The sequence below is a fragment of the Thiococcus pfennigii genome (assembly GCF_016583835.1).
Lineage (GTDB): Bacteria > Pseudomonadota > Gammaproteobacteria > Chromatiales > Chromatiaceae > Thiococcus > Thiococcus pfennigii.
In genome coordinates, this window is the sequence record NZ_NRRW01000014.1 from 1 (window position 1) to 20,695 (window position 20,695).

22 protein-coding genes and 1 tRNA gene are annotated in these 20,695 nt (G+C 68.5%); 11 read left to right on the forward strand and 12 right to left on the reverse strand.

All coding sequences use genetic code 11. The annotated features are described in order from the left end of the window. Nucleotides 1–692 precede the first annotated feature (692 nt). A complete protein-coding gene (locus CKO41_RS06685) occupies nt 693–881 on the forward strand; it encodes a hypothetical protein (RefSeq protein WP_200253644.1) in 189 nt (62 codons plus the stop codon). A gap of 96 nt (nt 882–977) precedes the next feature. Here CKO41_RS06685 and nudB read toward each other — a convergent pair whose 3' ends face one another. The 4 genes from nudB to amrS form a co-directional block, all read right to left on the reverse strand. Further along, the gene (gene nudB, locus CKO41_RS06690) at nt 978–1,517 is read right to left on the reverse strand and encodes a dihydroneopterin triphosphate diphosphatase (RefSeq protein ID WP_200381630.1); all 540 of its coding nucleotides are present in this window, start codon (nt 1,515–1,517) and stop codon (nt 978–980) included. Then, a complete protein-coding gene (gene aspS / locus CKO41_RS06695; protein WP_200381631.1) occupies nt 1,510–3,288 on the reverse strand; it encodes an aspartate--tRNA ligase in 1,779 nt (592 codons plus the stop codon). The genes nudB and aspS overlap by 8 nt, the downstream gene beginning before the upstream one ends. Nucleotides 3,289–3,423: 135 nt before the next feature. After that, nucleotides 3,424–3,750, reverse strand: a complete 327-nt coding sequence (locus CKO41_RS06700; RefSeq protein ID WP_200381632.1) for an FmdB family zinc ribbon protein — start codon at nt 3,748–3,750, stop codon at nt 3,424–3,426. A gap of 463 nt (nt 3,751–4,213) precedes the next feature. Then, nucleotides 4,214–5,308 (reverse strand): AmmeMemoRadiSam system radical SAM enzyme, encoded by a 1,095-nt coding sequence (gene amrS, locus CKO41_RS06705; RefSeq protein ID WP_200381633.1) that lies wholly within the window; start codon nt 5,306–5,308, stop codon nt 4,214–4,216. Nucleotides 5,309–5,470: 162 nt separating this feature from the next. On the opposite strand from amrS, the gene amrB reads away from it, so the two are divergent. The 5 genes from amrB (at nt 5,471) to CKO41_RS06730 (ending at nt 10,488) form a co-directional block, all read left to right on the forward strand. Continuing rightward, a complete protein-coding gene (gene amrB, locus CKO41_RS06710; RefSeq protein ID WP_200381634.1) occupies nt 5,471–6,262 on the forward strand; it encodes an AmmeMemoRadiSam system protein B in 792 nt (263 codons plus the stop codon). Further along, a complete protein-coding gene (gene amrA, locus CKO41_RS06715) occupies nt 6,249–6,893 on the forward strand; it encodes an AmmeMemoRadiSam system protein A (RefSeq protein ID WP_200381635.1) in 645 nt (214 codons plus the stop codon). Before amrB ends, amrA begins: the two co-directional genes overlap by 14 nt. Nucleotides 6,894–6,919: 26 nt before the next feature. Further along, nucleotides 6,920–9,355: a Lon protease family protein gene (locus tag CKO41_RS06720; RefSeq protein ID WP_200381636.1), complete on the forward strand. Its 2,436-nt coding sequence runs from the start codon at nt 6,920–6,922 to the stop codon at nt 9,353–9,355. Beyond that, the gene (locus CKO41_RS06725; protein WP_200381637.1) at nt 9,352–10,137 is read left to right on the forward strand and encodes a universal stress protein; all 786 of its coding nucleotides are present in this window, start codon (nt 9,352–9,354) and stop codon (nt 10,135–10,137) included. Before CKO41_RS06720 ends, CKO41_RS06725 begins: the two co-directional genes overlap by 4 nt. A 186-nt stretch (nt 10,138–10,323) precedes the next feature. Then, on the forward strand, nt 10,324–10,488 hold the full coding sequence (locus CKO41_RS06730; RefSeq protein WP_200254222.1) for a hypothetical protein: 165 nt from the start codon (nt 10,324–10,326) through the stop codon (nt 10,486–10,488). Nucleotides 10,489–10,690: 202 nt separating this feature from the next. Here the strand turns inward: CKO41_RS06730 and CKO41_RS06735 are convergent, their stop codons facing one another. Together CKO41_RS06735 and CKO41_RS06740 are read right to left on the reverse strand one after the other, a co-directional pair. After that, nucleotides 10,691–11,209, reverse strand: a complete 519-nt coding sequence (locus CKO41_RS06735) for a hypothetical protein (protein ID WP_200381638.1) — start codon at nt 11,207–11,209, stop codon at nt 10,691–10,693. A gap of 12 nt (nt 11,210–11,221) precedes the next feature. Beyond that, nucleotides 11,222–11,803 (reverse strand): hypothetical protein, encoded by a 582-nt coding sequence (locus tag CKO41_RS06740; protein WP_200254226.1) that lies wholly within the window; start codon nt 11,801–11,803, stop codon nt 11,222–11,224. A 292-nt stretch (nt 11,804–12,095) separates the two neighbouring features. Between CKO41_RS06740 and CKO41_RS06745 the strand changes: the two genes are divergently transcribed. Next, nucleotides 12,096–12,350 carry a hypothetical protein gene (locus CKO41_RS06745; RefSeq protein ID WP_200254228.1) on the forward strand — a complete coding sequence of 85 codons (255 nt, stop codon included), beginning with the start codon at nt 12,096–12,098 and terminating at the stop codon, nt 12,348–12,350. A 46-nt stretch (nt 12,351–12,396) separates the two neighbouring features. Then, nucleotides 12,397–12,981: a hypothetical protein gene (locus tag CKO41_RS06750; RefSeq protein ID WP_200381639.1), complete on the forward strand. Its 585-nt coding sequence runs from the start codon at nt 12,397–12,399 to the stop codon at nt 12,979–12,981. Between the two features lie 421 nt (nt 12,982–13,402). On the opposite strand, the gene CKO41_RS06755 is transcribed toward CKO41_RS06750, so the two are convergent. The 5 genes from CKO41_RS06755 to CKO41_RS06775 all read right to left on the reverse strand — a co-directional run bounded on the left by CKO41_RS06755 (nt 13,403) and on the right by CKO41_RS06775 (nt 15,923). After that, nucleotides 13,403–13,726 (reverse strand): type II toxin-antitoxin system RelE/ParE family toxin, encoded by a 324-nt coding sequence (locus CKO41_RS06755; protein WP_200381640.1) that lies wholly within the window; start codon nt 13,724–13,726, stop codon nt 13,403–13,405. Then, nucleotides 13,726–13,986 carry a type II toxin-antitoxin system ParD family antitoxin gene (locus tag CKO41_RS06760; RefSeq protein ID WP_200254232.1) on the reverse strand — a complete coding sequence of 87 codons (261 nt, stop codon included), beginning with the start codon at nt 13,984–13,986 and terminating at the stop codon, nt 13,726–13,728. The genes CKO41_RS06755 and CKO41_RS06760 overlap by 1 nt, the downstream gene beginning before the upstream one ends. 478 nt (nt 13,987–14,464) lie before the next feature. Beyond that, nucleotides 14,465–14,893, reverse strand: a complete 429-nt coding sequence (locus CKO41_RS06765; RefSeq protein ID WP_200254234.1) for a type II toxin-antitoxin system VapC family toxin — start codon at nt 14,891–14,893, stop codon at nt 14,465–14,467. Beyond that, complete coding sequence (locus tag CKO41_RS06770; RefSeq protein ID WP_200254236.1) at nt 14,890–15,129, reverse strand: FitA-like ribbon-helix-helix domain-containing protein; 240 nt, start codon at nt 15,127–15,129, stop codon at nt 14,890–14,892. Before CKO41_RS06770 ends, CKO41_RS06765 begins: the two co-directional genes overlap by 4 nt. A 717-nt stretch (nt 15,130–15,846) precedes the next feature. Continuing rightward, a tRNA-Arg gene (locus tag CKO41_RS06775) sits at nt 15,847–15,923 on the reverse strand. Nucleotides 15,924–16,420: 497 nt separating this feature from the next. Here CKO41_RS06775 and CKO41_RS06780 point away from each other — a divergent pair. After that, entirely contained in the window at nt 16,421–16,852 is a 432-nt protein-coding gene (locus CKO41_RS06780; protein ID WP_200381641.1) for a hypothetical protein, read from the forward strand. 22 nt (nt 16,853–16,874) lie between these two features. On the opposite strand, the gene CKO41_RS06785 is transcribed toward CKO41_RS06780, so the two are convergent. After that, the gene (locus CKO41_RS06785; RefSeq protein WP_200381642.1) at nt 16,875–17,933 is read right to left on the reverse strand and encodes a 3-deoxy-7-phosphoheptulonate synthase; all 1,059 of its coding nucleotides are present in this window, start codon (nt 17,931–17,933) and stop codon (nt 16,875–16,877) included. 195 nt (nt 17,934–18,128) lie between these two features. Here CKO41_RS06785 and recQ point away from each other — a divergent pair, with 195 nt between their 5' ends. Further along, nucleotides 18,129–19,940, forward strand: coding sequence for a DNA helicase RecQ (gene recQ, locus CKO41_RS06790; RefSeq protein ID WP_200381643.1), 1,812 nt, complete (start codon nt 18,129–18,131; stop codon nt 19,938–19,940). Between the two features lie 264 nt (nt 19,941–20,204). Further along, nucleotides 20,205–20,654 carry a hypothetical protein gene (locus CKO41_RS06795; RefSeq protein WP_200252539.1) on the forward strand — a complete coding sequence of 150 codons (450 nt, stop codon included), beginning with the start codon at nt 20,205–20,207 and terminating at the stop codon, nt 20,652–20,654. Nucleotides 20,655–20,695 lie beyond the last annotated feature (41 nt).

Consider the following 20,695-nt stretch of genomic DNA (forward strand, 5'->3'; position numbering starts at 1 on the left):
TAGTCGTCGAACGGCGTCCCGCGCTGGCGTTTGGTCGCGGCGCGCTGACGCTTGCCGGCGAGGCGTCGCTCCTTCGCCGCGCGGGTCGGGCGGGTTGGCTTGCGCGGAGTCGGGGCGCGGCCGGCGCGGCGGATCAGGGCCGTAGGTCGGGTTAGGCGCGCTGGCACGGCGGTCCGGACAAAACAAAGGATTGCGCGCGCCGTAACCCGACAGGGGCCTCGGAGTGCGCCACGGTGTCGGCCGTCGGGTTACGCCCCCGCGGGGGGGCTAACCCGACCTACGAGCCGCGGCGCCGTGCGAGGGGGCGGGGTTGGGCGCTCTGGCACGGCGATCCAAATAAAACAAAGGATTGCGCGCGCCGTAACCCGGCAGCGGCGTTACTCGGAGCCGCGTTGCCGGCTTTCGGGTTACGGCGCGCGGGGCTAACCGGGCCGCGTGCGCCGCGCGGTCATTGGCACGGCCGTGCGGGATGGGCCTCCGCGGCCGCCGTCTCGACCGCTGCGAGAGGCGAGCATTCGCCTGAGCGCCAACCCAGTCGAGGATCGACCGCCAACCCTTCACCCTCAACGAAAAAGGCCGCAGAACGGATCAGCCCTGCACCCTCCAAGGCCGGCGCTGGACGCACGGGGGAAAACCCTGCAACATCGCCGCGATCGACGGCCACACCTCGGACCTGACAGGCGCATCGAGACATGAGCAGAACGCCCAAGTTGCACCTCATCCTTCTCCTGGCATCGACCCTGCTCCTGTCGGGGTGTGCGAACCTGAACCGCACCGAGCAGCGCATGGTCTCCGGTGCGGCCATCGGCGGGGTCGTCGCGGGACCGGTCGGCGCCGGCGTCGGCGCCGGCATCGGTTATGTCGTGGAGAGGTTCGATTGAGGGACGGGATCGGCGCGCACCGGAGATCCCTTCGACCTGCCGATGGTACGCTGTGCGGAGCCCGCGCAGAGACGGCCGCGTCGAGCGGGGCGGACCTCAGGGCCGCGCGATGAGGCCGGCGACGACCTGAATGGCCAGACGATTGGTCCAGGAGCCAGTCGAGGCCGCGGCGCGCGCCGCCGGCAACCAACGATATTCGACGTGCTCTCGGGGCCGCAGCCGCACGATGCGCCGCTGCGCGAGCGGCAGTGCGAACCAGTGCTCGCAGTTGTAGTGCACACCGGGGGCGTAGCGGCTACGACGCCACCTGGGCGGGATCGCGAAGCGCTCGGTGTGGTCCAGGTCGATGAGCGCCGCCGGCGCCGAGATCCCGGTCTCCTCGCGGACCTCGCGGATCGCCGCCGCGCGCGGCGTCTCGCCGCGCATCAGGCTGCCGGTGACCGACTGCCAGAACCCCACCGGCCAGGTACGGCGCAGCAGCAGGAACTCGCCGGCCGCCGTGACGATGACGACCAGGACGGACTCCGGGCGCTTGTAGTCGGCGACCGCCCCGCCCTCGGCCGCCGGGCCGGTGGGGAGCGGCCCTGGCTCCGGGGCCTCCTCGACGTCCGGCGCGCCGCCGTTCGGCTCAGGCACGCAGCTTGACCCGCAGCGACAGCTCGTTGAGCTGCACCGGGTCGACCGGGGACGGCGCCGAGGTCAGCGGGCAGGCCGCACTCTGCGTCTTCGGGAAGGCCATCACGTCGCGGATGGAGCTGGCGCCGGTCATCAGCATCACCAGCCGATCCAGACCGAAGGCGATGCCGCCATGGGGCGGACAGCCGTACTTGAGGGCCTTGAGCAGGAAGCCGAAGCGGTCCTCAGCCTGCTCGTCGCTGATGTTCAGCAGGCGGAAGATGCGCCGCTGCACCGCCTCGCGGTGGATACGGATCGAGCCGCCGCCGATCTCGGTGCCGTTGAGCACCAGGTCGTAGGCGCGCGACTGACAGGCCCCCGGGGCCTCCTCGAGCAACCCGAGCTGGTCCTCCTTCGGCGCCGTGAACGGGTGGTGCAGGGCCATCCAGCGCCCGGTCTGGGCGTCGCGCTCGAACATCGGAAAGTCCACGACCCACAGCGGGTGCCAGCCCTCGGCCATCAGCCCGCGGTCCTGCCCGAGCTTGACGCGCAGCGCGCCGAGGGCCTCGTTGACGACGCTCGCCTGGTCGGCGCCGAAGAAGATCAGGTCGCCGTCGACGGCGCCGGTGCGGGCCATGATGCCCTCGACCGCGGCATCCGGCAGGAACTTGAGGATCGGCGACTGCAACCCGTCGCGCCCCTTGCCCGCCCAGTCGTTCACCTTGATGTAGGCGAGCCCCTTGGCCCCGTAGATGCCGACCAGCTTGGTGTAGTCGTCGATCTCCTTGCGGGTCAGCTCGCCGCCGCGCGGCAGGCGCAGCGCCGCGACGCGCCCCTCGGGGTCCTGCGCCGGGCCGGCGAAGACCTTGAAGTCGACGTCGCGCACCAGATCGGCGATGTCGACCAGCTCCAGCGGCACGCGCAGGTCCGGGCGGTCCGAGCCGTAGCGGCGCATCGCCTCGGCATAGGTCAGGCGCGGCAGCGGGTCGGGCAGCTCGACGTCGAGGATGGCGCGAAAGAGGGCGCGCATCATCTCCTCCATCAGCCCCATCAGCTCGTCCTCGGTCATGAAGGAGACCTCGATGTCGAGCTGGGTGAATTCGGGCTGGCGGTCGGCGCGCAGGTCCTCGTCGCGGAAACAGCGGGCGACCTGGTAGTAGCGATCGAGACCCGACATCATCAGCAGCTGCTTGAAGAGCTGCGGCGACTGCGGCAGGGCGTAGAACTCGCCCGGGTGGACGCGGCTCGGCACCAGGTAGTCGCGGGCGCCCTCGGGCGTGGACTTGGTCAGGATCGGCGTCTCGATGTCGAGGAAGCCGTGGCCGTCGAGAAAGCCGCGCAGGACCTGGGTGACGCGACTGCGCAGGCGCAGCCGCTGCTGCATCTCGGGGCGGCGAAGGTCCAGATAACGGTAGCGCAGGCGCAGCTCCTCGGAGACCTCGACGCCGTGCTCGTCGAGCTGCATCGGCGGGGTCTCGGCGGCGTTGAGGACCGTGAGCTCCGTCCCGAGCACCTCGACCTCGCCGGTCGCGAGGTCCTCGTTCTCGGTGCCGGCCGGGCGGCGACGCACGCGCCCGACGACGCGCAGCACGTACTCGCTGCGCACCTGCTCGGCGGTCGCGAAGACCTCGGCGCGGTCCGGATCGAAAACGACCTGCACGAGCCCCTCGCGATCGCGCAGATCGACGAAGATCACGCCGCCGTGGTCACGGCGCCGGTGCACCCACCCGCACAGGACCACCTCCTGATCGACCTGTTCGCCCCTCAATTGCCCGCAATAGTGACTGCGCATGGTCTCCGCCCGCCCGTTTCAAAATGGAGCGGCCACGGCATCCGCCGTGGCCGCTGCAAAACGATTTACGATACCGACGCCCAGCCGGGCAGGCAAGCGGGGGCGACGGCCCCGACTGGCCCGCCTCGGCGCGCCTCAGCCGGAGGCAGCCGGCGAGGCGGCGGCCGGCTTCGCATCGGCCGTCTTGGCGGCGTCTTTCTTCTCGCCGCCCGCCTTCTTCTCGGACGCCTTCGCCGCGTCCGCGGGCTTCTCGCCGCTGTCGTGGAGATTCTTGCGATTGGCGTTCTTGAAGTCCGTCTCGTACCAACCGCCACCCTTGAGGCGGAAGCCGGCCGCCGAGATCTTCTTCTTCAGCGTCGCCTGACCGCAGGCCGGGCAGTCCGTCAACGGCGGGTCGCTGATCTTCTGCAAGGCCTCGAGCTCGTGACCACAGGACTCGCACCTGTATTCGTAAAAGGGCATTTGGGCACCTCTGACAGCGCACTTGATAAGGGAGAGACGGCGGCGAATTATGCGACAGCGCGGGGAATTTTCAAGTAACGCACACCATATCGCATGCAAATCCGATGCCCCATCGGACGCGCAAAGGCCCCGCGCACTGCCGGATCCCGAGGCAAGCAGGCAAGGCCGGGCGGGCGCCCCGAACACGCATGCAAGCGTGGCGGCACGCCCGCATGCTCGTTAAGCGAAGTCGCGCAGCGCCGTAGGTCGGGTTAGCCCTTCGGGGCCTAACCCGACAGCCGGCAACGCGGCTCCGAGCAAGGCCGCCGTCGGGTTACGGCGCGCGCAATCCTTTGTTTTCCTGGACCGCCGTGCCGGCGCGCCTAACCCGACCTACGGGCCTGCCGGATCCCGAGGCAAGCAGGCAAGGCCGGGCGGGCGCCCCGAACACGCATGCAAGCGTGGCGGCACGCCCGCATGCTCGCTAAGCGAAGTCGCGCAGACGCACGGGCACGCGGCGGCTGCCCCAGGTGCCGGGCCGCCCGCCGAAGACGCCGGCACAGACCGCCCCGCATCGATTGCAGCAGCCGCCCTCGGTGAGGTTCCACTCCGAGAGCTCGTACCAGTCCCGTCCGATGAGCCGTTGACCGCACTGGTGGCAGTAGGTGCTGCCGCCGTCTTCGTCGTGGACGTTGCCAGTGTAGACGTAGCGCAGACCGTTCTCGCGGGCGATCGCCCGGGCGCGGTTCAGGGTGCTCGCCGGGGTGCTCGGGGAGTCGCGCATCTTGTAGTCGGGGTGGAAGGCGGTGAAGTGGAGCGGGACGTCGGGCCCCAGGTGCTCGCGGAGCCACCGCGTCATCGCGTCCAACTCCTCGTGCGAATCGTTCTCCCCCGGGATCAGCAGCGTCGTCAGCTCGACCCAGACATCGGTCTCGCGGACCAGGTACTCCAGGGTATCGAGCACTGGCTCAAGGTGGGCGCTGCAGAGCTCGTGGTAGAAGCGCTCGCTGAAGGCCTTCAGATCGACATTGGCCGCATCCATCCAGCGGAAGAATTCGGCGCGCGGTTCCGGACGGATGTAGCCCGAGGTCACAGCGACGGTCTTCACGCCCCGCGCCCGGCAGGCGCGCGCGACATCGACCGCGTACTCCAGGAACACGATCGGGTCGTTGTACGTGAAGGCCACGCTGCGACAGCCGAGCGACTCGGCGGCCCGGGCGATCGTCTCCGGGGCCGCCGCGTCGGCGAGCGTATCCATCTCGCGCGACTTGCTCATGTCCCAGTTCTGACAGTAGCGGCAGGTCAGGTTGCAGCCGGCCGTGCCGAACGAGAGCACCGCCGTCCCGGGCAGAAAGTGATTGAGCGGCTTCTTCTCGATCGGGTCGATGCAGAACCCCGACGAGCGCCCGTAGGTCGTCAGCACGATCTGCCCGCCCTCGCAGGCGCGCACGAAGCAGAGTCCGCGCTGACCCTCATTGATTCGGCAAAGGCGCGGGCACAGGTCGCACTGGATCCGCCCATCGTCGAGACGGTGCCAGTAGCGGGTTGGCACGACGGAGTTGACCACCTCGGCCATCATGAACGCCTCCCCCCCGGCGAACACCGGAGACAAACGCAGCCACCGCTGTCTACAAGTGTGGGATACGGGACGTCGATTGCAACTCGCCGTCGCCGGCACCATCCCGACCTATACTGTAATCAGCGCGAGGCGAGGCCTCGCCCAGATGCGGAGAGCAACACCATGTCAATGGTACGACCGGCCGCCGTGGCGGGTCGCTTCTATCCCGGCGATCCGCGCGAACTCAAGCGCGTGGTGGACGACTACCTGACCGAGGCGATGCCGCAGACGCAGGCACCGCCGCCGAAGGCCCTGATCGTGCCCCACGCCGGCTACATCTACTCGGGCGCCATCGCGGCCGAGGCGTATGCCTCGCTCGCGGCGGCGCGCGCGACCATCTCCCGGGTCGTCCTCCTCGGCCCGGCCCACCGCGTCTTCGTCCGCGGGTTGGCGGCGAGCGGTGCCGAACGCTTCGAGACCCCCCTCGGCGCGGTGCCCCTCGACCGGGCCGCGATCGACCGCGCCCTGACCCTGCCCCAGGTCACGATCATGGACGCGGCCCACGCCGAGGAGCACAGCCTGGAGGTCCAACTGCCGTTCCTCCAAGAGGTGCTCGCGGCCTTCACGCTGGTGCCCTTCGTCGTCGGCGATGCGAGCCCCGAGGAGGTCGCCGAGGTCCTCGAGCTGCTCTGGGGCGGCCCCGAGACCCTGATCGTCGTGAGTTCCGATCTCAGCCACTACCACGACTATGGCACCGCGCGGCGCCTCGACACCGCGACCTCGCACGCGATCGAGACGCTGCATCCGGAGGACATCGGCGAGGAACAGGCCTGCGGCCGCCAACCGGTCAACGGCCTCCTCGAGGTCGCCCGCCGGCGGGGGCTGCGGGCCGAGACGCTCGACCTGCGCAACTCGGGCGACACGGCTGGCCCGCGCGACCAGGTCGTCGGATACGGCGCCTATGTCTTCCATTGATCGGCCGGGCATCCCCGGCCCCGCCGGGGATGCCTACGCGGCCGCCGACCGCCGCCTCCTGCTCGGGCTCGCGGCCCGCTCGATCGCCCACGGACTCGACCGGCGCGTCCCGCTCGTGCCCGACCCGCGCGACTATCCGAGCGCGCTGCGGGCGGCACGCGCGACCTTCGTGACGCTCGAGATCGGCACCGCGCTGCGCGGCTGCATCGGCGCCCTGGTCGCCCGCCGTCCGCTCGTCGAGGACACCGCCCGCAACGCCTTCGCGGCCGCCTTCGAGGACCCCCGCTTCCCGCCGCTCGCGGCGGGCGAACTGCACCGGCTCAGCATCCAGGTCTCGGTGCTGAGCCCGCCCGAGGCCCTGCCCTGCACCTCGCGGGCCGACCTCCTCGCGCAACTGCGCCCCGGCCTCGACGGCCTGATCCTCGAGGAGCGCGGACAGCGCGCGACCTTCCTGCCCTCGGTCTGGGAGCAGCTCCCAGACCCGGGCGAGTTCCTCGCGCACCTCTGCCGCAAGGCCGGTCTGCCGAGCACTCACTGGTCGGGCAGCCTCGCGGTCTCGCGCTACACGACCGAGTCCTTCGCGGCCCCCGCCGCCGAGTTGCTCGAAGACAACCACGGGCAGTTGGAGTAGGCTGTCCCCATCGTCGGACCCGCCCCATGCCCGTCACGCCGCTCTCCCCGAACGCTCTCTATCGCCGCTGCGATCCCGACCAACTCGGCTTCGCGACCACCGCCGAGCTCGAGGCCGGCGACGCCCTGATCCCCCAGGAGCGCGCGCGACACACGATCGAGTTCGGCATCGGCATCCGCCACTCGGGCTACAACCTGTTCGCCCTCGGCCCGTCGGGGACCGGCAAGCTCGCCCTGATCCGCCGCACCCTCGAGGAACGGGCCACCGCCGAGCCCGTGCCGTCCGACTGGTGCTACGTCTTCAACTTCGCCAACGCCCACCGGCCGCGTGCCCTGCGCCTGCCGCCAGGCCGCGGCAACACCCTGCGGCGCGACATGGAGCAGCTCGTCACCGACCTGCATCGCGCCATCCCGGGCGTCTTCGAGAGCGACGAGTACCGCACGCGCTCTCAGGCCCTCGAGGAGGAACTCGAGGAACGCCAGGAACAGGCGATGGGTGCGCTCCGCGAGATGGCCAAGGAGAAGGATGTCGTCCTGCTCCAGACGCCGACCGGCTTCACGCTGGCGCCGATCCGCAACGGCAAGCCGCTCGGCCCCGAAGAGTTCCACGCCCTGCCGAAGAAGGAGCAGACCCGCATCGAGGCCGACATCGACGCCCTCCAGGCGGAGATGCGCAAGGTCATGCACCAGATGCCGGTCTGGAAGAAGCGATCCGACGAGCAGATCGAGGAACTCAACCGCGAGATGGCCGGCGGCGCCGTCCGCTCGCTGATCGAGACGCTCGGCGAACGGTACCAGGACCTGCCGGCCGTCGTGGCCTATCTCGACGAGGTCCAGGCCGACGTCGTCGAACACTTCCGACAATTCCTGCCGACGCAGGATAAACAGCCGCCGTTCCTCGCCGGCTGGACGCCACCGAACGGCGACGGCCCGCCCTGGCACCACCGCTACCGGATCAACGTGCTGCTCGGCCACGATCAGAACGGCGGTGCACCCGTCGTCTACGCCGACCTACCGGCCCATCACCAGCTGGTCGGGCGCATCGAGCACCGCGCCCACCTCGGGGCGCTGGAGACCGACTTCACGATGATCCGCGCCGGTGCCCTGCACGAGGCCAACGGCGGCTACCTGATCCTCGATGCGCTGAAGCTGCTGCTCCAGCCCTTCGCCTGGGAGACCCTCAAGCGGCTCCTCCAGGCCGGCGAGATCCGCATCGAGTCGCTCGCCCAGATCACCAGCCTGATCAGCACCCTGTCGCTCGAGCCCGAGCCGATCCCGCTCGATGTGAAGGTCGTGATGCTCGGCGAGCGCCACATCTACTACCTCCTCTGCCAACTCGACCCCGAGTTCCGCGAGCTCTTCAAGGTCGCCGTCGATTTCGACGACGAACTGGTGCGCGACCCGGCCAGCGCCCTCGGCTACGCCCGCTTCGTCGCCGCCGAGGTGCACCGCGCGGCGCTGCGTCCGTTCGAGGCCGCGGCGGTCGCGCACGTCGTCGAGCACGGCGCCCGGCTCGTCGACGACAACGAGCGCCTCACCAGCCACATGCGCTCGATCGGCGACCTGCTGCGCGAGGCCGACTACTGGGCCGGCGCGAGCGATCACGCGCTCGTCACCGCCGCCGACGTCGAGCAGGCCATCAGGGCCCGCATCGAGCGCGCCGATCGCATCGCCCGCCGCCTGCGCGAGGAGACGACGCGCGGCACCATCCTGATCGATACCGACGGCGAACGGATCGGGCAGGTCAACGGGCTGGCCGTCATGGCGCTCGGCGACTTCGCCTTCGGCCACCCCAGCCGGATCACGGCCCGCGTGCGCCTGGGCAAGGGCGAGGTGATCGACATCGAGCGCGAGGTCAAGCTCGGCGGCCCGCTGCACACGAAGGGGGTGCTGATCCTCCAGGGCTTCATCGCCGGACGCTATGCCCTCGAACACCCGCTGTCGCTCTCGGCCAGCCTGGTCTTCGAACAGACCTACGGCGGCGTCGACGGCGACAGCGCCTCCTCGGCCGAGCTCTACGCCCTGCTCTCGGCCCTCGCCGAGCTGCCGATCTGCCAGTCGCTGGCCGTCACCGGCTCGGTCAACCAGCGCGGCGAGATCCAGGCGATCGGCGGGGTCAACGAGAAGATCGAGGGCTTCTACGACACCTGCGCCGCGCGCGGCCCCGTCACCGGCCAGGGGGTCCTGATCCCGGCGGCGAACGTCAAGCACCTGATGCTGCGCGCCGACGTGCGCGAGGCGGCCGCCGCCGGCCGCTTCGCCATCTACCCGGTCACGACCGTCGACGAGGGGATCGAGCTCCTCACCGGGATGCCGGCCGGCACGCGCGGCGCGGATGGGCGCTGGTCGCCGGGGAGCGTCAACGCGCGGGTCGAGGCACGGCTGGTCGGATTCTCCGAGCGGCTGCGCGCGCTGCGCGGCGGCGACACCCAAGCGCCACCGACCGCCGAGCCGCCGCGATGAACGACGCCCCGGCCCGAATCCGGCGCATCGCGGTCGCGCTCGATGCCTCGCCGCACAGCCTGCGGGGTCTCGCCCTCGCGGCGCACATCGCCGCTGCCTTGGGCGCCGAGATCGAGGGGGTCTTCATCGAGGACACCGAGCTCTTGCGCTCGGCCGGCCTGCCCTTCCTGCGCGAGGTCCGGGTCACCACCCTGGGCGAGAGCACGCTCGACGCCGCGCGCCTGGAACGGGAGTTGCGCGCCGGCGCGCGGCGGATGCGGACGCAACTGGAGCGCTCGGCCGCCGAGCTCGGCATCGCCTGGTCGTTCCGCGTCTGGCGCGGCGACCTGGCCGCCGAAATCCTCGCCGCGGCCGTCGACGCCGAGCTCTTCGCGCTGGCGCGCATCGGCCGCTTCGCCCCACTGCGCCGGCCCAGGCCGCCGCGGGCCGCCGGCACCCTGATCGGCGTCCTCGTCGAGCACCACCCGGCGGCAAGCCGGGCGCTGGCCACCGCGATCGCACTCGGCCGACGGGGCACGGCGAACCTGATCGTGGTCCTCCAGGCCGCCGACGTCGACGAACTCGAATCGCTCCGCGCTCAGACCCTCGCCGAGCTCGGCGACCTCGGCGCCGACACGCGGCTGATCGCCTGCGACGCCGATGCCGCCGCGGCCCTGCCCGCGATCGTCGCGCGCACCGGCATCGACCTGCTGCTCCTCGACGCCGCCAGCGGGCTCTTGGCCCGACCATCCCTTTGGACCAGCCTCGAGGCACTCGACTGCCCGGTCTTGATCGGGCGCTGAGGGTCGCGCCCGGGAACTCGGCTCGGGAGGTCGGGAGGCATGACCTCGCAGACGCCGAGGTCGCACGAACGCCAAGGGAAGCGGCTGGAGCGAGGGAACCAACATGATGCCGAGGATCAGGCCGTCGCGGGCAGCAGGATATCGATCTCGAAGGGGCCTGGAGACGCTGGCCGAGTCCTGCGCCCCGTGACACCCGACACCGCAGAAAGCCCTTTCTCGGCGAACACCGCTTCAGACGCGGCCATCACCAAGATCACCTTCGACAGGTTGAAGTTCGCCCGCTCACCTGGAAAAGGGGCCAGGGTTCAAGATCTCGATCCGCCGGGCGGACGATTCAATAACGACCGGTAGATCCTCTCGGAACAAAAAAACGCGACACACGCGATAAGGCTGAATAGACACAGGAGCATTTGCTGTATCGTCGCAACCTTCGTGTATTTCGTGGTTTCTTGTCGTCCTCGCCCTCGTCTCCGGCATGCCGCTGGCGCTCCGCACCCCGGGCTCCGGGCCTCGCACCTCGGACATCTTCAAGGCATGAAGGGCCTCATGCCGCTCATCGGCCGCGCGAACTGGCCATATTCTCTCGCATCACGGACACGCCGCCGGCCATGGCCCCCACCCGCTGGTCGATGATGCCCATGCCGTAGGCGACCTCCTGCATGCTCTGCTGGATCTGGTCCATGTCCACCGCGATGCCGTCCATGTTGGCGCGCACCGCGGGCATGGTGTCCGCGAGCGAGCCCATGTGGGCATCGATGCGATCCATGTGCTCCATGTGGCCCTCGAAGGCCTGCATGTGCAGGGTGATGATCGCCATGTCGGCGTCCACGTTGACCAGATGGGCGTGCATGGACTCCATGTTGCTCACGATGCCGTTGAAGTCCTGGTACAGGACGCGGACGTAGTAGACGTTGAACACCGCCAGGATCACCAGCAGGATGGAGGTGATGACGATCACCGTGTCGGTGATGCGGAAGTGGCGTAAGCGCTGGTCGAGGTGGTACTGGGTCTCCCGCCCCAGGCCGGCGATCACGTCGACGACCGCGCGTCTGGGGTCTTCGCGCTGGGGCATGGTCGCGCCCTCCTACGGGAAGGGAATCATACGGTTCATGGTCCGGGCGGGGCGGGAGATGTCGATCATCTGCCCGCTCATCGTCTGGACCTCCAGGTTCATCAGGTCCATGTTGACCGAGATGTTGCGCACGTTGGTGCGCACCGCGGACAGGGCCATGTCGATGTCGTCCACGCTGCCGTGCATCGCATCCATGTCGCGGCGGATGCTGGTCATCTCTCGGTCCATCAGGGCCATTCGCGCCTCGACCGAGGAGAGCAGGGCGACGCGCTGCTCCATGGAGCCCATGTGGCCCTCGATGCGGTGCATCTGGTCCGACACCGAGATGAAGTGCTTGTTCATCTCCGCCACCACGCCGGAGATGCGGGTGATCTGGGAGCTCAGCGTCAGGAGCAGGACCAGGATGGAGACGGCGATCAGGCCGAGGACGATGATGCCGGCCTGGATACTGTAGTTCAGCCGGTCGCCGAGCCGGTTCTTGATGTCGATCTGGCTGAGGATGATGCCCTCGAACGAGCTCAAGGCCCGCCGGAACTGCTGCTGGAGGATGATGTCGTCCTCCGGCATCTTCGACGACCGCGTTTCCTCTGCCATCTAGACGACTTCTCCTCGGTGACCCGTCTCACTGTCGTGCTCGGCCGGGTCGTGCTCGGCCGGCGTTTGGCCGATAAGCGAAGTGTAGAGGATACCGCCCCGGGCGTGCGGGAGGCTTGCTCGTTTTTCTGAGGCGACGTCGATGATCGGCCATCCCGGTCGAGATCGGCACGCGGGCCGAGTGGCGCGATGCTCGGACCGCTTCAGGACAGCCGGCAGCGGAAGTCCTCGAAGCCGAAGCGCCTGATGATCCGCAGCGCGTCCGTCTCGGAATTCCAGCTGTTCATAAGTCTTGAAGGATTGCCCGGATCGCAATTTTTCAAGGTCCCCTCAGGATTTCGAGGCCCGCTCGGAGGCCAAGTACGAAGGGCAGCGCGTCGACGGCACCCATGCCGTTAACGGCACCATCTACCTCGAGACCCGCAGCGAGGACTTTCAGTGCTCTTACAACCCGGCCGGCGACACGATGGTGGACTTCTACGCCGAGGGCAAGTCCCAGCCGACCTTCGTCAAGGGCGGCGGCAGCCCGCACATGAGGGCACCTTGAGTCGCTGAGGACGCGCCCCGGCAACGCCCGCAACACCGGGCGCGACTTGCCCGTCTATCGCAAGTACCGCCTCGGCGACAAGGGCGTGATCTTCGACTTGCCGAACGAGACCATCCGCGTCTACCGCTCTGTCTATCTCGCGCTTGCCGTCGGGATGCCGCTTGCGGGGTGCGCAGATCAGGTCGGCGAGTACCTGCCGGTATCGGCCATCGCTCAGGGCCGCTTCGTCACCGACCAAGCGGCGCTGGCCGAGTGGCGCGGACAAGAGGTCCACCTCTGGGGCTTCGTCGACCAGGGCAACCTCTACGGGGACGCGGACGCCAAGCGGGTCCTCGGCGAGTGGTGGAGCGGGGACGGACCGGACCCCGATCACTGGCGCTTCGACCTCAAGGCGCAGGCCGATGATCCGGTGGGACGCTCGTTGCCGGTGCTCGTCCCCAACGATGCGGGGCGGGAGGACCTCCTCGAACGCTTCGTGGCCGATGCGCGTGCGCGCAGGGCCACGAAGATCTTCCTGACGGGCAGGCTGTTCACGTACCTTGCGCCCACGCAGATCCTCGACCGAACTGGCCTATACCTCGAGCTGCGCGCATCCGACGACATCCGGCTCGATCCACCGAACGCCAATTGAGAAGCGGACGGCGCAGGCATCGGACTGAACGATATGCCCTTCCCTGCCACAGGAAGGGGTATTGACCTGCCCGAGCGATGTCGGCCGCTGGCCGACTCCAAGCCCCTGAGAAGACGCTCGGCCGAACCCCTCAGCTGAACGTCGGGACCTGTCAAGGGTTATCCGAGCATGGTTGTGTTCGCGACGGCTAAGGGACGTCAAGCGGCCGCCCGACAGATCGAAGTACTTGACCCTGGCCCCTTATACCCCACGAAGAAGGCGCCGGCTTCGCTCGGATCATCGAGCGGCTCGTCGCGGAAAGCGGGAAAGCAGACATGGCAGTCGACCGGGCGGTGCCGTCGGACACCAAGGATTGGAACGCGGCTCTGTGCGCGAGGGCTCCGACCTCGGCTCCCATGCAGCGAGGGGGGAGAGGCCGAGCCTAATCCGTCTCGATCCCCAACAGGTCCCACCAGTCCCGCGAGCCGTGCAGTACCCGAACCACGGAGATCCCGTCCGTGCGCGGCAGATAGAAGATCAGATAGCCCCTGAAGTCTCGGACCGGCCACTTCCTCATCCCGGCCAGGGCGGGATCATGTGTCCGAATCTGGGAGCCCATCATCGGCTGCTTGGCCAAGACCTCGAAGCTGGACCGGGCACTGTCCAGAAATCGCTCGGCGGTGTCCTGCCCGGCCATCTCGGCCAGATAGACGAAGTGCTCGACCAGATCCCGCCGTGCCGTCGCCCGCCGATAGACCCGGCCCATCAGCCTCGTTGCTTGCGCGCGGCCAGGCGGTTCGTGGCCTCCGCGCGGATCGCCGTCCAGTCCTCCGCGGCCAGTGGCGCCTCGGGACTGTTCAGCCCTTCGAGAAGCGCCGACTCCAGCGCCTCCTGAGCCTTGCGCCGCTCGTCGGCACGAATCAGCTCGCGCACGTACTCGCTCGCGCTGCTATAGCGCCCCTGGGCCACCTGCCCGTCAACGAACGCCTTGAGCGGTTCGGGCAGGGAAATGTTCATGGTCTGCATCGGGCACCTCCTTTTGCCCTCAGGTTGGCACTGTCGCCAAGGGTTGGCAAGTCTTGCCATGTGACGCGGGTTTTCGGTTAGGCAGGCGTCGAAGACGGCGGCGCCCCGTACTTTCGCATGCGAAAAATCCCCGCCACCACGCCGGAGATGCGGGTGATCTGGGAGATCAGCGTCGGGAGCAGGTGTTGCTTCCAACATTATCTCGTCACGGATAAGATTCGCTCACCTGACTTTCGCTGATCTTTTCGCACTGCGGCACCGGCCGACAGGCGGTGCAAGGGTCCGGAATCGAGAACCATCGCTCCCGCTGACAACAAGGGACTGAGCGGCCGCTCCGGACGCATAGCGGCCTGTCGCAGTCAACCCTGTGACTCTGGCCGGCCATTTGCTGCCGCCCAGCCGCGTTGATTCAGCGGCAGGTCGCAAGCGCACAGCGGACGCTGGAGTTGCGCTCCGCGGGCAGGTGCGAACCGCTGGATCAATGAGCCTGCCAAGTCCAGGGGTTGATGACGACAACACCCGCCGCTTCGAACGGTTGGATGTCGCGCGTCGCCACCGCGAATCCATGGGTAGCGGCGATCGCCGCGATGTAGCCGTCGGCTGGTGCGATGGCTATGCCGGTGGCCCGCGCCCAGGCACGCAGGCGCGCATAGGACTGGGATGCAGGCTCATCGAAGGCCAGGATACGGCCAGCGAATAGAGGCACGACACGCGTTTCGAGACTGGTCTGAAGCAGTTCCCGGCGCTTGCCATCGGGCAGCACCGCAATGCCAAAGCGCAGTTCCGCGAGGCTGATCGTGGAGAGGTAAAGCGTCTCAATGGCCTGTGCATCGAACCATGCCCGCACATTCGGGTTACCTGATGCCTTCAAGGGCTCGGAAACCACGTTGGTATCGATCAGGATCATCCCAGATCCACCGGCTCGCCCCTTGTCCTGTCGCGTTCGATTTCCAGGTCCGCGCCACCCACTTCGCGGCCGATTTCAGCCAGCAGGGAACCGAGCTTGACCCGCTCATCCGGTCTGACAGCACTTTCGAGGATGGCTCGGATTTCCGCCTCGGTGCTGCGGCCATGGGCCGCCGCCCGCGCCCGCAAGGCGCGATGCGTTTCTTCGGGCAGGTTACGAACAGTGAAGGATGCCATGGTCTTCGGTACCCAGGTTGAGCAAGAGTGATTGCACTATAGCGCAAACGATATCACTCGTGGACAAGAGGGCTCTACCCGGCCCCAAACTGCCGTCTCGCTTCACGTTTCGGCAACGTGCGCTGGTATCTCGGCCCCGCGTGCCGCCCCAACGTCACTCCTCTGCAGTCCCTCTTCCATTTCCTCGCGCCCTTCACGGCCACGCCTAGTGCCATGTCCGTTGTCGAACCCTCAGCTGTCGCTCGGAGCCGTCGGCTCAGCGACAGCAACGGGTCGTAAGCACGCGCCTAGGCTCAGGGTCGTGGGTGACCGCAAAGCGCGTTTACCGGACGCTCAGGTCCGATGAGTCAGTGACGGGAATTGGCCGGTTGCTGCCCTTCGGGTAACCACCGGCTAGGAGATCCATGTGACATCAACCATCAATCATCATGGCGCACGAATCCACTAGGGGTAGTCACGATCCGCTCAGGCACGCCTTCGGTATATCTGGCGTTCTCCAAGGCTGGACGAAAGCCGCGCATGCTGAGCTTTCAGGGACATGGTTTCCCTACCCCGCCGCCGTCCCGAGTTCGATTGGCGTTAGCCCGACATCCTCGTCAGTGAGATCCTCATCGACGGGGACGACGCAATGCTTCGCGGAAGCCGTGACCGCTCGGTCGGGGCGGGCGATGGCCGAGGGGAATCGGATCGGTTCAGGCGCCCGTCTTCCTCGGTGAATGGTGCCCTCGGCGGGATTCGAACCCACGACCTATCGCTTAGGAGGCGATCGCTCTATCCTGCTGAGCTACGAGGGCGGCTGAGGTCTGCGCGGCGCGCGGGGCGGTGCGACGGGGAGGCCATCGGTCGACGGGCCGTCGCGCAGCGCGTGGGCATCAGTATATGCCAGGAGCCGCGACCGGTCACGGCAGGGCGGCGGCAGGCCAGGGCCGAGCCGTGCTCCGCCCTTGTCGCGAGGGGCCTGGACGGTTGACGGGGGATCCTCGGCGGGGTGCGCTGGCGACCCCGCCTCGCAGCGTGTGGGGGCCGGCTTGCCGGCGATCGCCCGCAAGCGGGCTCCTACCCGCGCCGGCGAGGCCTGCCGAGTCCGCCGGCACACCTCGTCTGCGTTCTCCCGCAGATCAGAATGGATCCGCACTGGACGGCCGGCGCTTGTTGCGAATCCGCATTGCCGCCGGCGGGCACACGCAGATAATCGTTATCAATCCCAAACCCTACCTCCGGCCTCGGTCTCGGCCACCGCGCGATCGCCCGCGCCAGTGCCGGCCGGCCCATCGCAAGAAGGTCGTACACCATGGATCGATTCACGCGCAACTATACGATCGCCCTCGGGGCGATCGTCGTCGGCCTGCTCCTGTTCTGGCTGTTATCGAGCTGGAATCCGCGTGTCGGCGAGCTCAACAAGGTCCTCGCCGCCGACGCCGAACTCGCCACCTATCCCTATCCGTTTCGGGTCGTGGACTTCGACGACGGCGTGGCGACCCTCTCCAGCCCCCGCTCGTTCGATCTGCCGGCGATCACCTTCCTCGGCGTGATCGAGCCGTCGCTCGCGAACAAGGCCCAGGACGACCCGGCGATGATCGCCGCCCAGAACCGGCTGATCCATCACCAGAAACGCGCCCAGGCACTGGTCGAGGGACAGCCCGATGTCGCCAGCGTGCGCTGGGAGCTCGATCGCAACTGGTATGTCCAGCGGGGGATCGATATCGCCTCCCTGTTGCGCTGACCGCGACAGGGGCGGGCGTGGCTCAGCGCACCTCCCGCCGCCGCGCCGCCGCCTGTGCCAGCTCCTGCAGGAGCGGCGCAGTGTCGGGCCAGCCGATGCAGGCGTCCGTGATGCTCTGCCCGTAGACCAGGTCCTCGCCGGGGTTGAGGTCCTGACGGCCGGCGACCAGGTGGCTCTCGATCATCACGCCGATGATCCGGCGGTCACCGCGGGCGATCTGCCCGGCCACGTCCCGGCCGATCTGGAGCTGCTTCTCGGGGCGCTTGCGGCTGTTCGCATGGCTGAAGTCGATCATGATCTTGGGCACGAGCCCGGCCTCGACGATCTCCTCGGCGGCGATGTTGACGCTCTCGGTGTCGTAATTCGGCCGCTGGCCACCGCGCAGGATGATGTGCGTGTCCTCATTGCCGCCCGTCGTGAAGATCGCCGACTGGCCCTCCTTGGTCACGGACATGAAGACGTGCGGGCGTGCGGCGGCGTGGATCGCGTCGATGGCGACCTTGACGGTCCCGTCGGTCGCGTTCTTGAAGCCGATCGGGCAGGACAGCCCCGAGGCGAGTTCGCGATGGCCCTGGCTCTCGGTCGTGCGCGCCCCGACCGCCCCCCAGCTGATGAGGTCCGCGACGTACTGCGGGCTGATCAGATCGAGGAATTCGGTCCCCGCCGGGATCCCCGTCTCGGCCAGGTCGAGCAGCAGCTTGCGGGCGAGGCGCAGCCCCTTGTTGATCTCGAAGCTGCCGTCCAGGTTCGGATCGTTGATCAGGCCCTTCCAGCCGACCGTCGTGCGCGGCTTCTCGAAGTAGACGCGCATGACGATCATGAGGTCGGCGGCGAGCGCCTCGCGCACCGGCCGCAGGCGCTCGGCATACTCGATCGCCGCGAGCGGATCGTGCACCGAGCAGGGGCCGACGACGACGAGCAGCCGGTCGTCCTCGCCGTGGAGGATCCGCTGGATCTCCTGACGGGCAGAGAAGACGGTCTCGGCCGCCGTCTCGCTGACGGGCAACTCCTGCTGGAGGACCTTGGGCGGCACGACTTGGGTGATGTCGCGGATACGCAGGTCGTCTGTTTCGCGTCGCATGCTCGGGGCCGGGAAGTGGAGATGAGGCCCCAAGGATAACCGAATCGGGTCCGCACCTGGCGGCCCGCGGCTCGCGAGGCCGGTCGCCCTCCCGTAGAATGCCCGCCACCAGGGGCGCCCGCGCGTCGGCAGCGCAGGGATCCCATCCGGCCCGCACGCCGCCCCGAATCCGTCCCTCGCTCCCTTGCGTCCTCGATGGCACCCACACCGCGCGACATCCTGCACTCGGTCTTCGGCTACCAGGGCTTTCGCGGCCAGCAGGAGGCGGTGGTCGCGCACGTCGTCGCCGGCGGCGATGCCCTGGTGCTGATGCCGACCGGCGGCGGCAAGTCGCTCTGCTATCAGGTCCCGGCCTTGGCACGGGCCGGCACCGGCATCGTCGTCTCGCCGTTGATCGCGCTGATGCACGACCAGGTCGAGGCCCTGCGCCAGAACGGCGTGCGGGCCGCCTGCCTGAACTCGACCCTGGGCCTCGAGGAGGTGCGCGCGACCGAGCAGGCCCTCCTGCGCGGCGAACTCGACCTCCTCTACATGGCCCCCGAACGGCTCGTCACCGAACGGACGCTCGACCTCCTCGGGCGCGCCCGCCTGAGCCTCTTCGCGATCGACGAGGCGCACTGCGTCTCCCAATGGGGGCACGACTTCCGCCCCGAGTACACCCAGCTCGGGCGGCTGGCCGAGCGCTTCGCCGGCGTCCCGCGCCTCGCCCTGACCGCCACCGCCGACGAGCCGACCCGCCGCGACATCCGCGCCGGGCTGCGCCTGGAGCAGGCCCGCGCCTTCATCGGCGGCTTCGACCGCCCCAACATCCGCTATCGAATCGGCCAGTTCCCGGATGCCCGTGGCGCCCTGCTGCGCCTGATCGAGGACGAGCACCCGCGCGATGCCGGCATCGTCTACTGCCTGTCGCGGCGCAAGGTCGAGGCCATGGCCGCCTGGCTCCAGGAGCGCGGCCTCAGGGCCCTGCCCTATCACGCCGGCCTACCCGCCGAGACCCGCCGCCGCCACCAGGAGCGCTTTCTGCGGGAGGACGGCGTCATCATCGTCGCGACGATCGCCTTCGGCATGGGCATCGACAAGCCCGACGTGCGCTTCGTCGCCCACCTCGACCTACCCAAGAGCATCGAGGCCTACTACCAGGAGACCGGCCGGGCCGGCCGCGACGGCCTGCCGGCGACGGCCTGGATGGCCTACGGCCTCCAGGGCGTGCTGACCCTGCGCCAGCTGCTCGAGGCCTCGACCGCCGAGGAGCGCCACAAGGCGATCGAGCGGCGCAAGCTGGAGGCCATGCTCGGCCTCTGCGAGATCACGAGCTGCCGACGCCAGGCGCTCCTGCACTATTTCGGCGATCCCCTCGATGCCCCCTGCGGCAACTGCGACAACTGCCTGGAGCCGCCGGCGACCTGGGATGGCACGCTCGCCGCCCAGCAGGCCATGTCGGCCATCTACCGCACCGGCCAGCGCTTCGGCGTCAACTACCTGATCGACGTCCTGCGCGGCTCGGACAACGCCCGCATCCGCGACCTCGGCCACGATCGGCTGAAGGTCTTCGGCCTGGGGCGGGATCTCGCGGCGACGAGTTGGCGCTCGGTCTTCCGCCAGCTCGTGGCCCGCGGGCTGGTCAGCGTCGACGTCGAGGGCCACGGCTCGCTGCGCCTCAGCGACGCGGCCCGCCCCGTCCTGCGCGGCGAGGAGACGCTACAGCTACGACGCGACCCCGCGCCCGGCAAGCGCCGCCGCGGCGAGCGGGCGGCGCCGCCCGACGAGACCGACCGCCCGCTCTGGGATGCGCTGCGCGCGCGGCGCCGCGAGCTCGCCGCCGAGCAGGGCGTGCCGCCCTACATGATCTTCCACGATGCGGTCCTGATGCAGATGGTCGAGCTGCGCCCGCGCGACCTCGCCCAGCTCGCCCGCCTCGACGGGGTCGGCGAGCGCAAGCTCGCCCAATACGGTGCGGACTTCCTCGCCGTGCTGAGCGCGCACGAGGCGCCCGGCGCACACCGATGACCGAAGGCGGCCTTGAATTTCCCGGCGCGCCCCTTCAGAAAGGGTTCAGAGATATTCGATCCGGCACCGCGATATTGCGAGTCCGGGTGCCCTGCCCTGTTGATCGCGCCCTCGGTATGTCGTAATGTCTCAATCGTTCGCCCTGGCGTAGGCATAAGTATTCGTTAATAAAACGACATCCTACGCCGGTCTCGCGGCTCGCCCCGAGCCGCCCCTCGCCCCAGGACAGCCGATATCGACGTGCCCCTTCTTCTGGAGAACGACATGGGCATCTTTGCCGACTTGCACGAACAGAATCACAAGATCACGGAGCTTTCGAACGTCTTCTTGTACCTGATCCAGGATCGCGCCATGTGCGATACCCGGATCGCCTGCGACATCTTCTTGGATTATTCGAAGACCGTGAAGGAGCACATCGAGCTGGTCGACCGCAAGCTCTGCGGCAAGCTCATCTCGCACCCGGACCAAGCCGTGAAGAACACGGCCGATCGTTTCCTGTCGGGTTCGTCCGAGATCAAACGCATCTTCGCCGCATATCTGAAGCAATGGTGCTCGGAGTCGCGGCGGGAGCTGACGATCCGGCGTCACTACGACAAATTCGTCGCGGACACCCAGCTCATGTTCGCACTGGTCCTCAACCGCATCGAGCGCGAGACCGAGCACCTCTACCCGTTGATCCGCCGGCTGGAAGGGGACGACCAGAAGGCGGCCTGAGTCGGCCGCCGGCTCATTCCCGACCTGCGCCGGGGGACCTG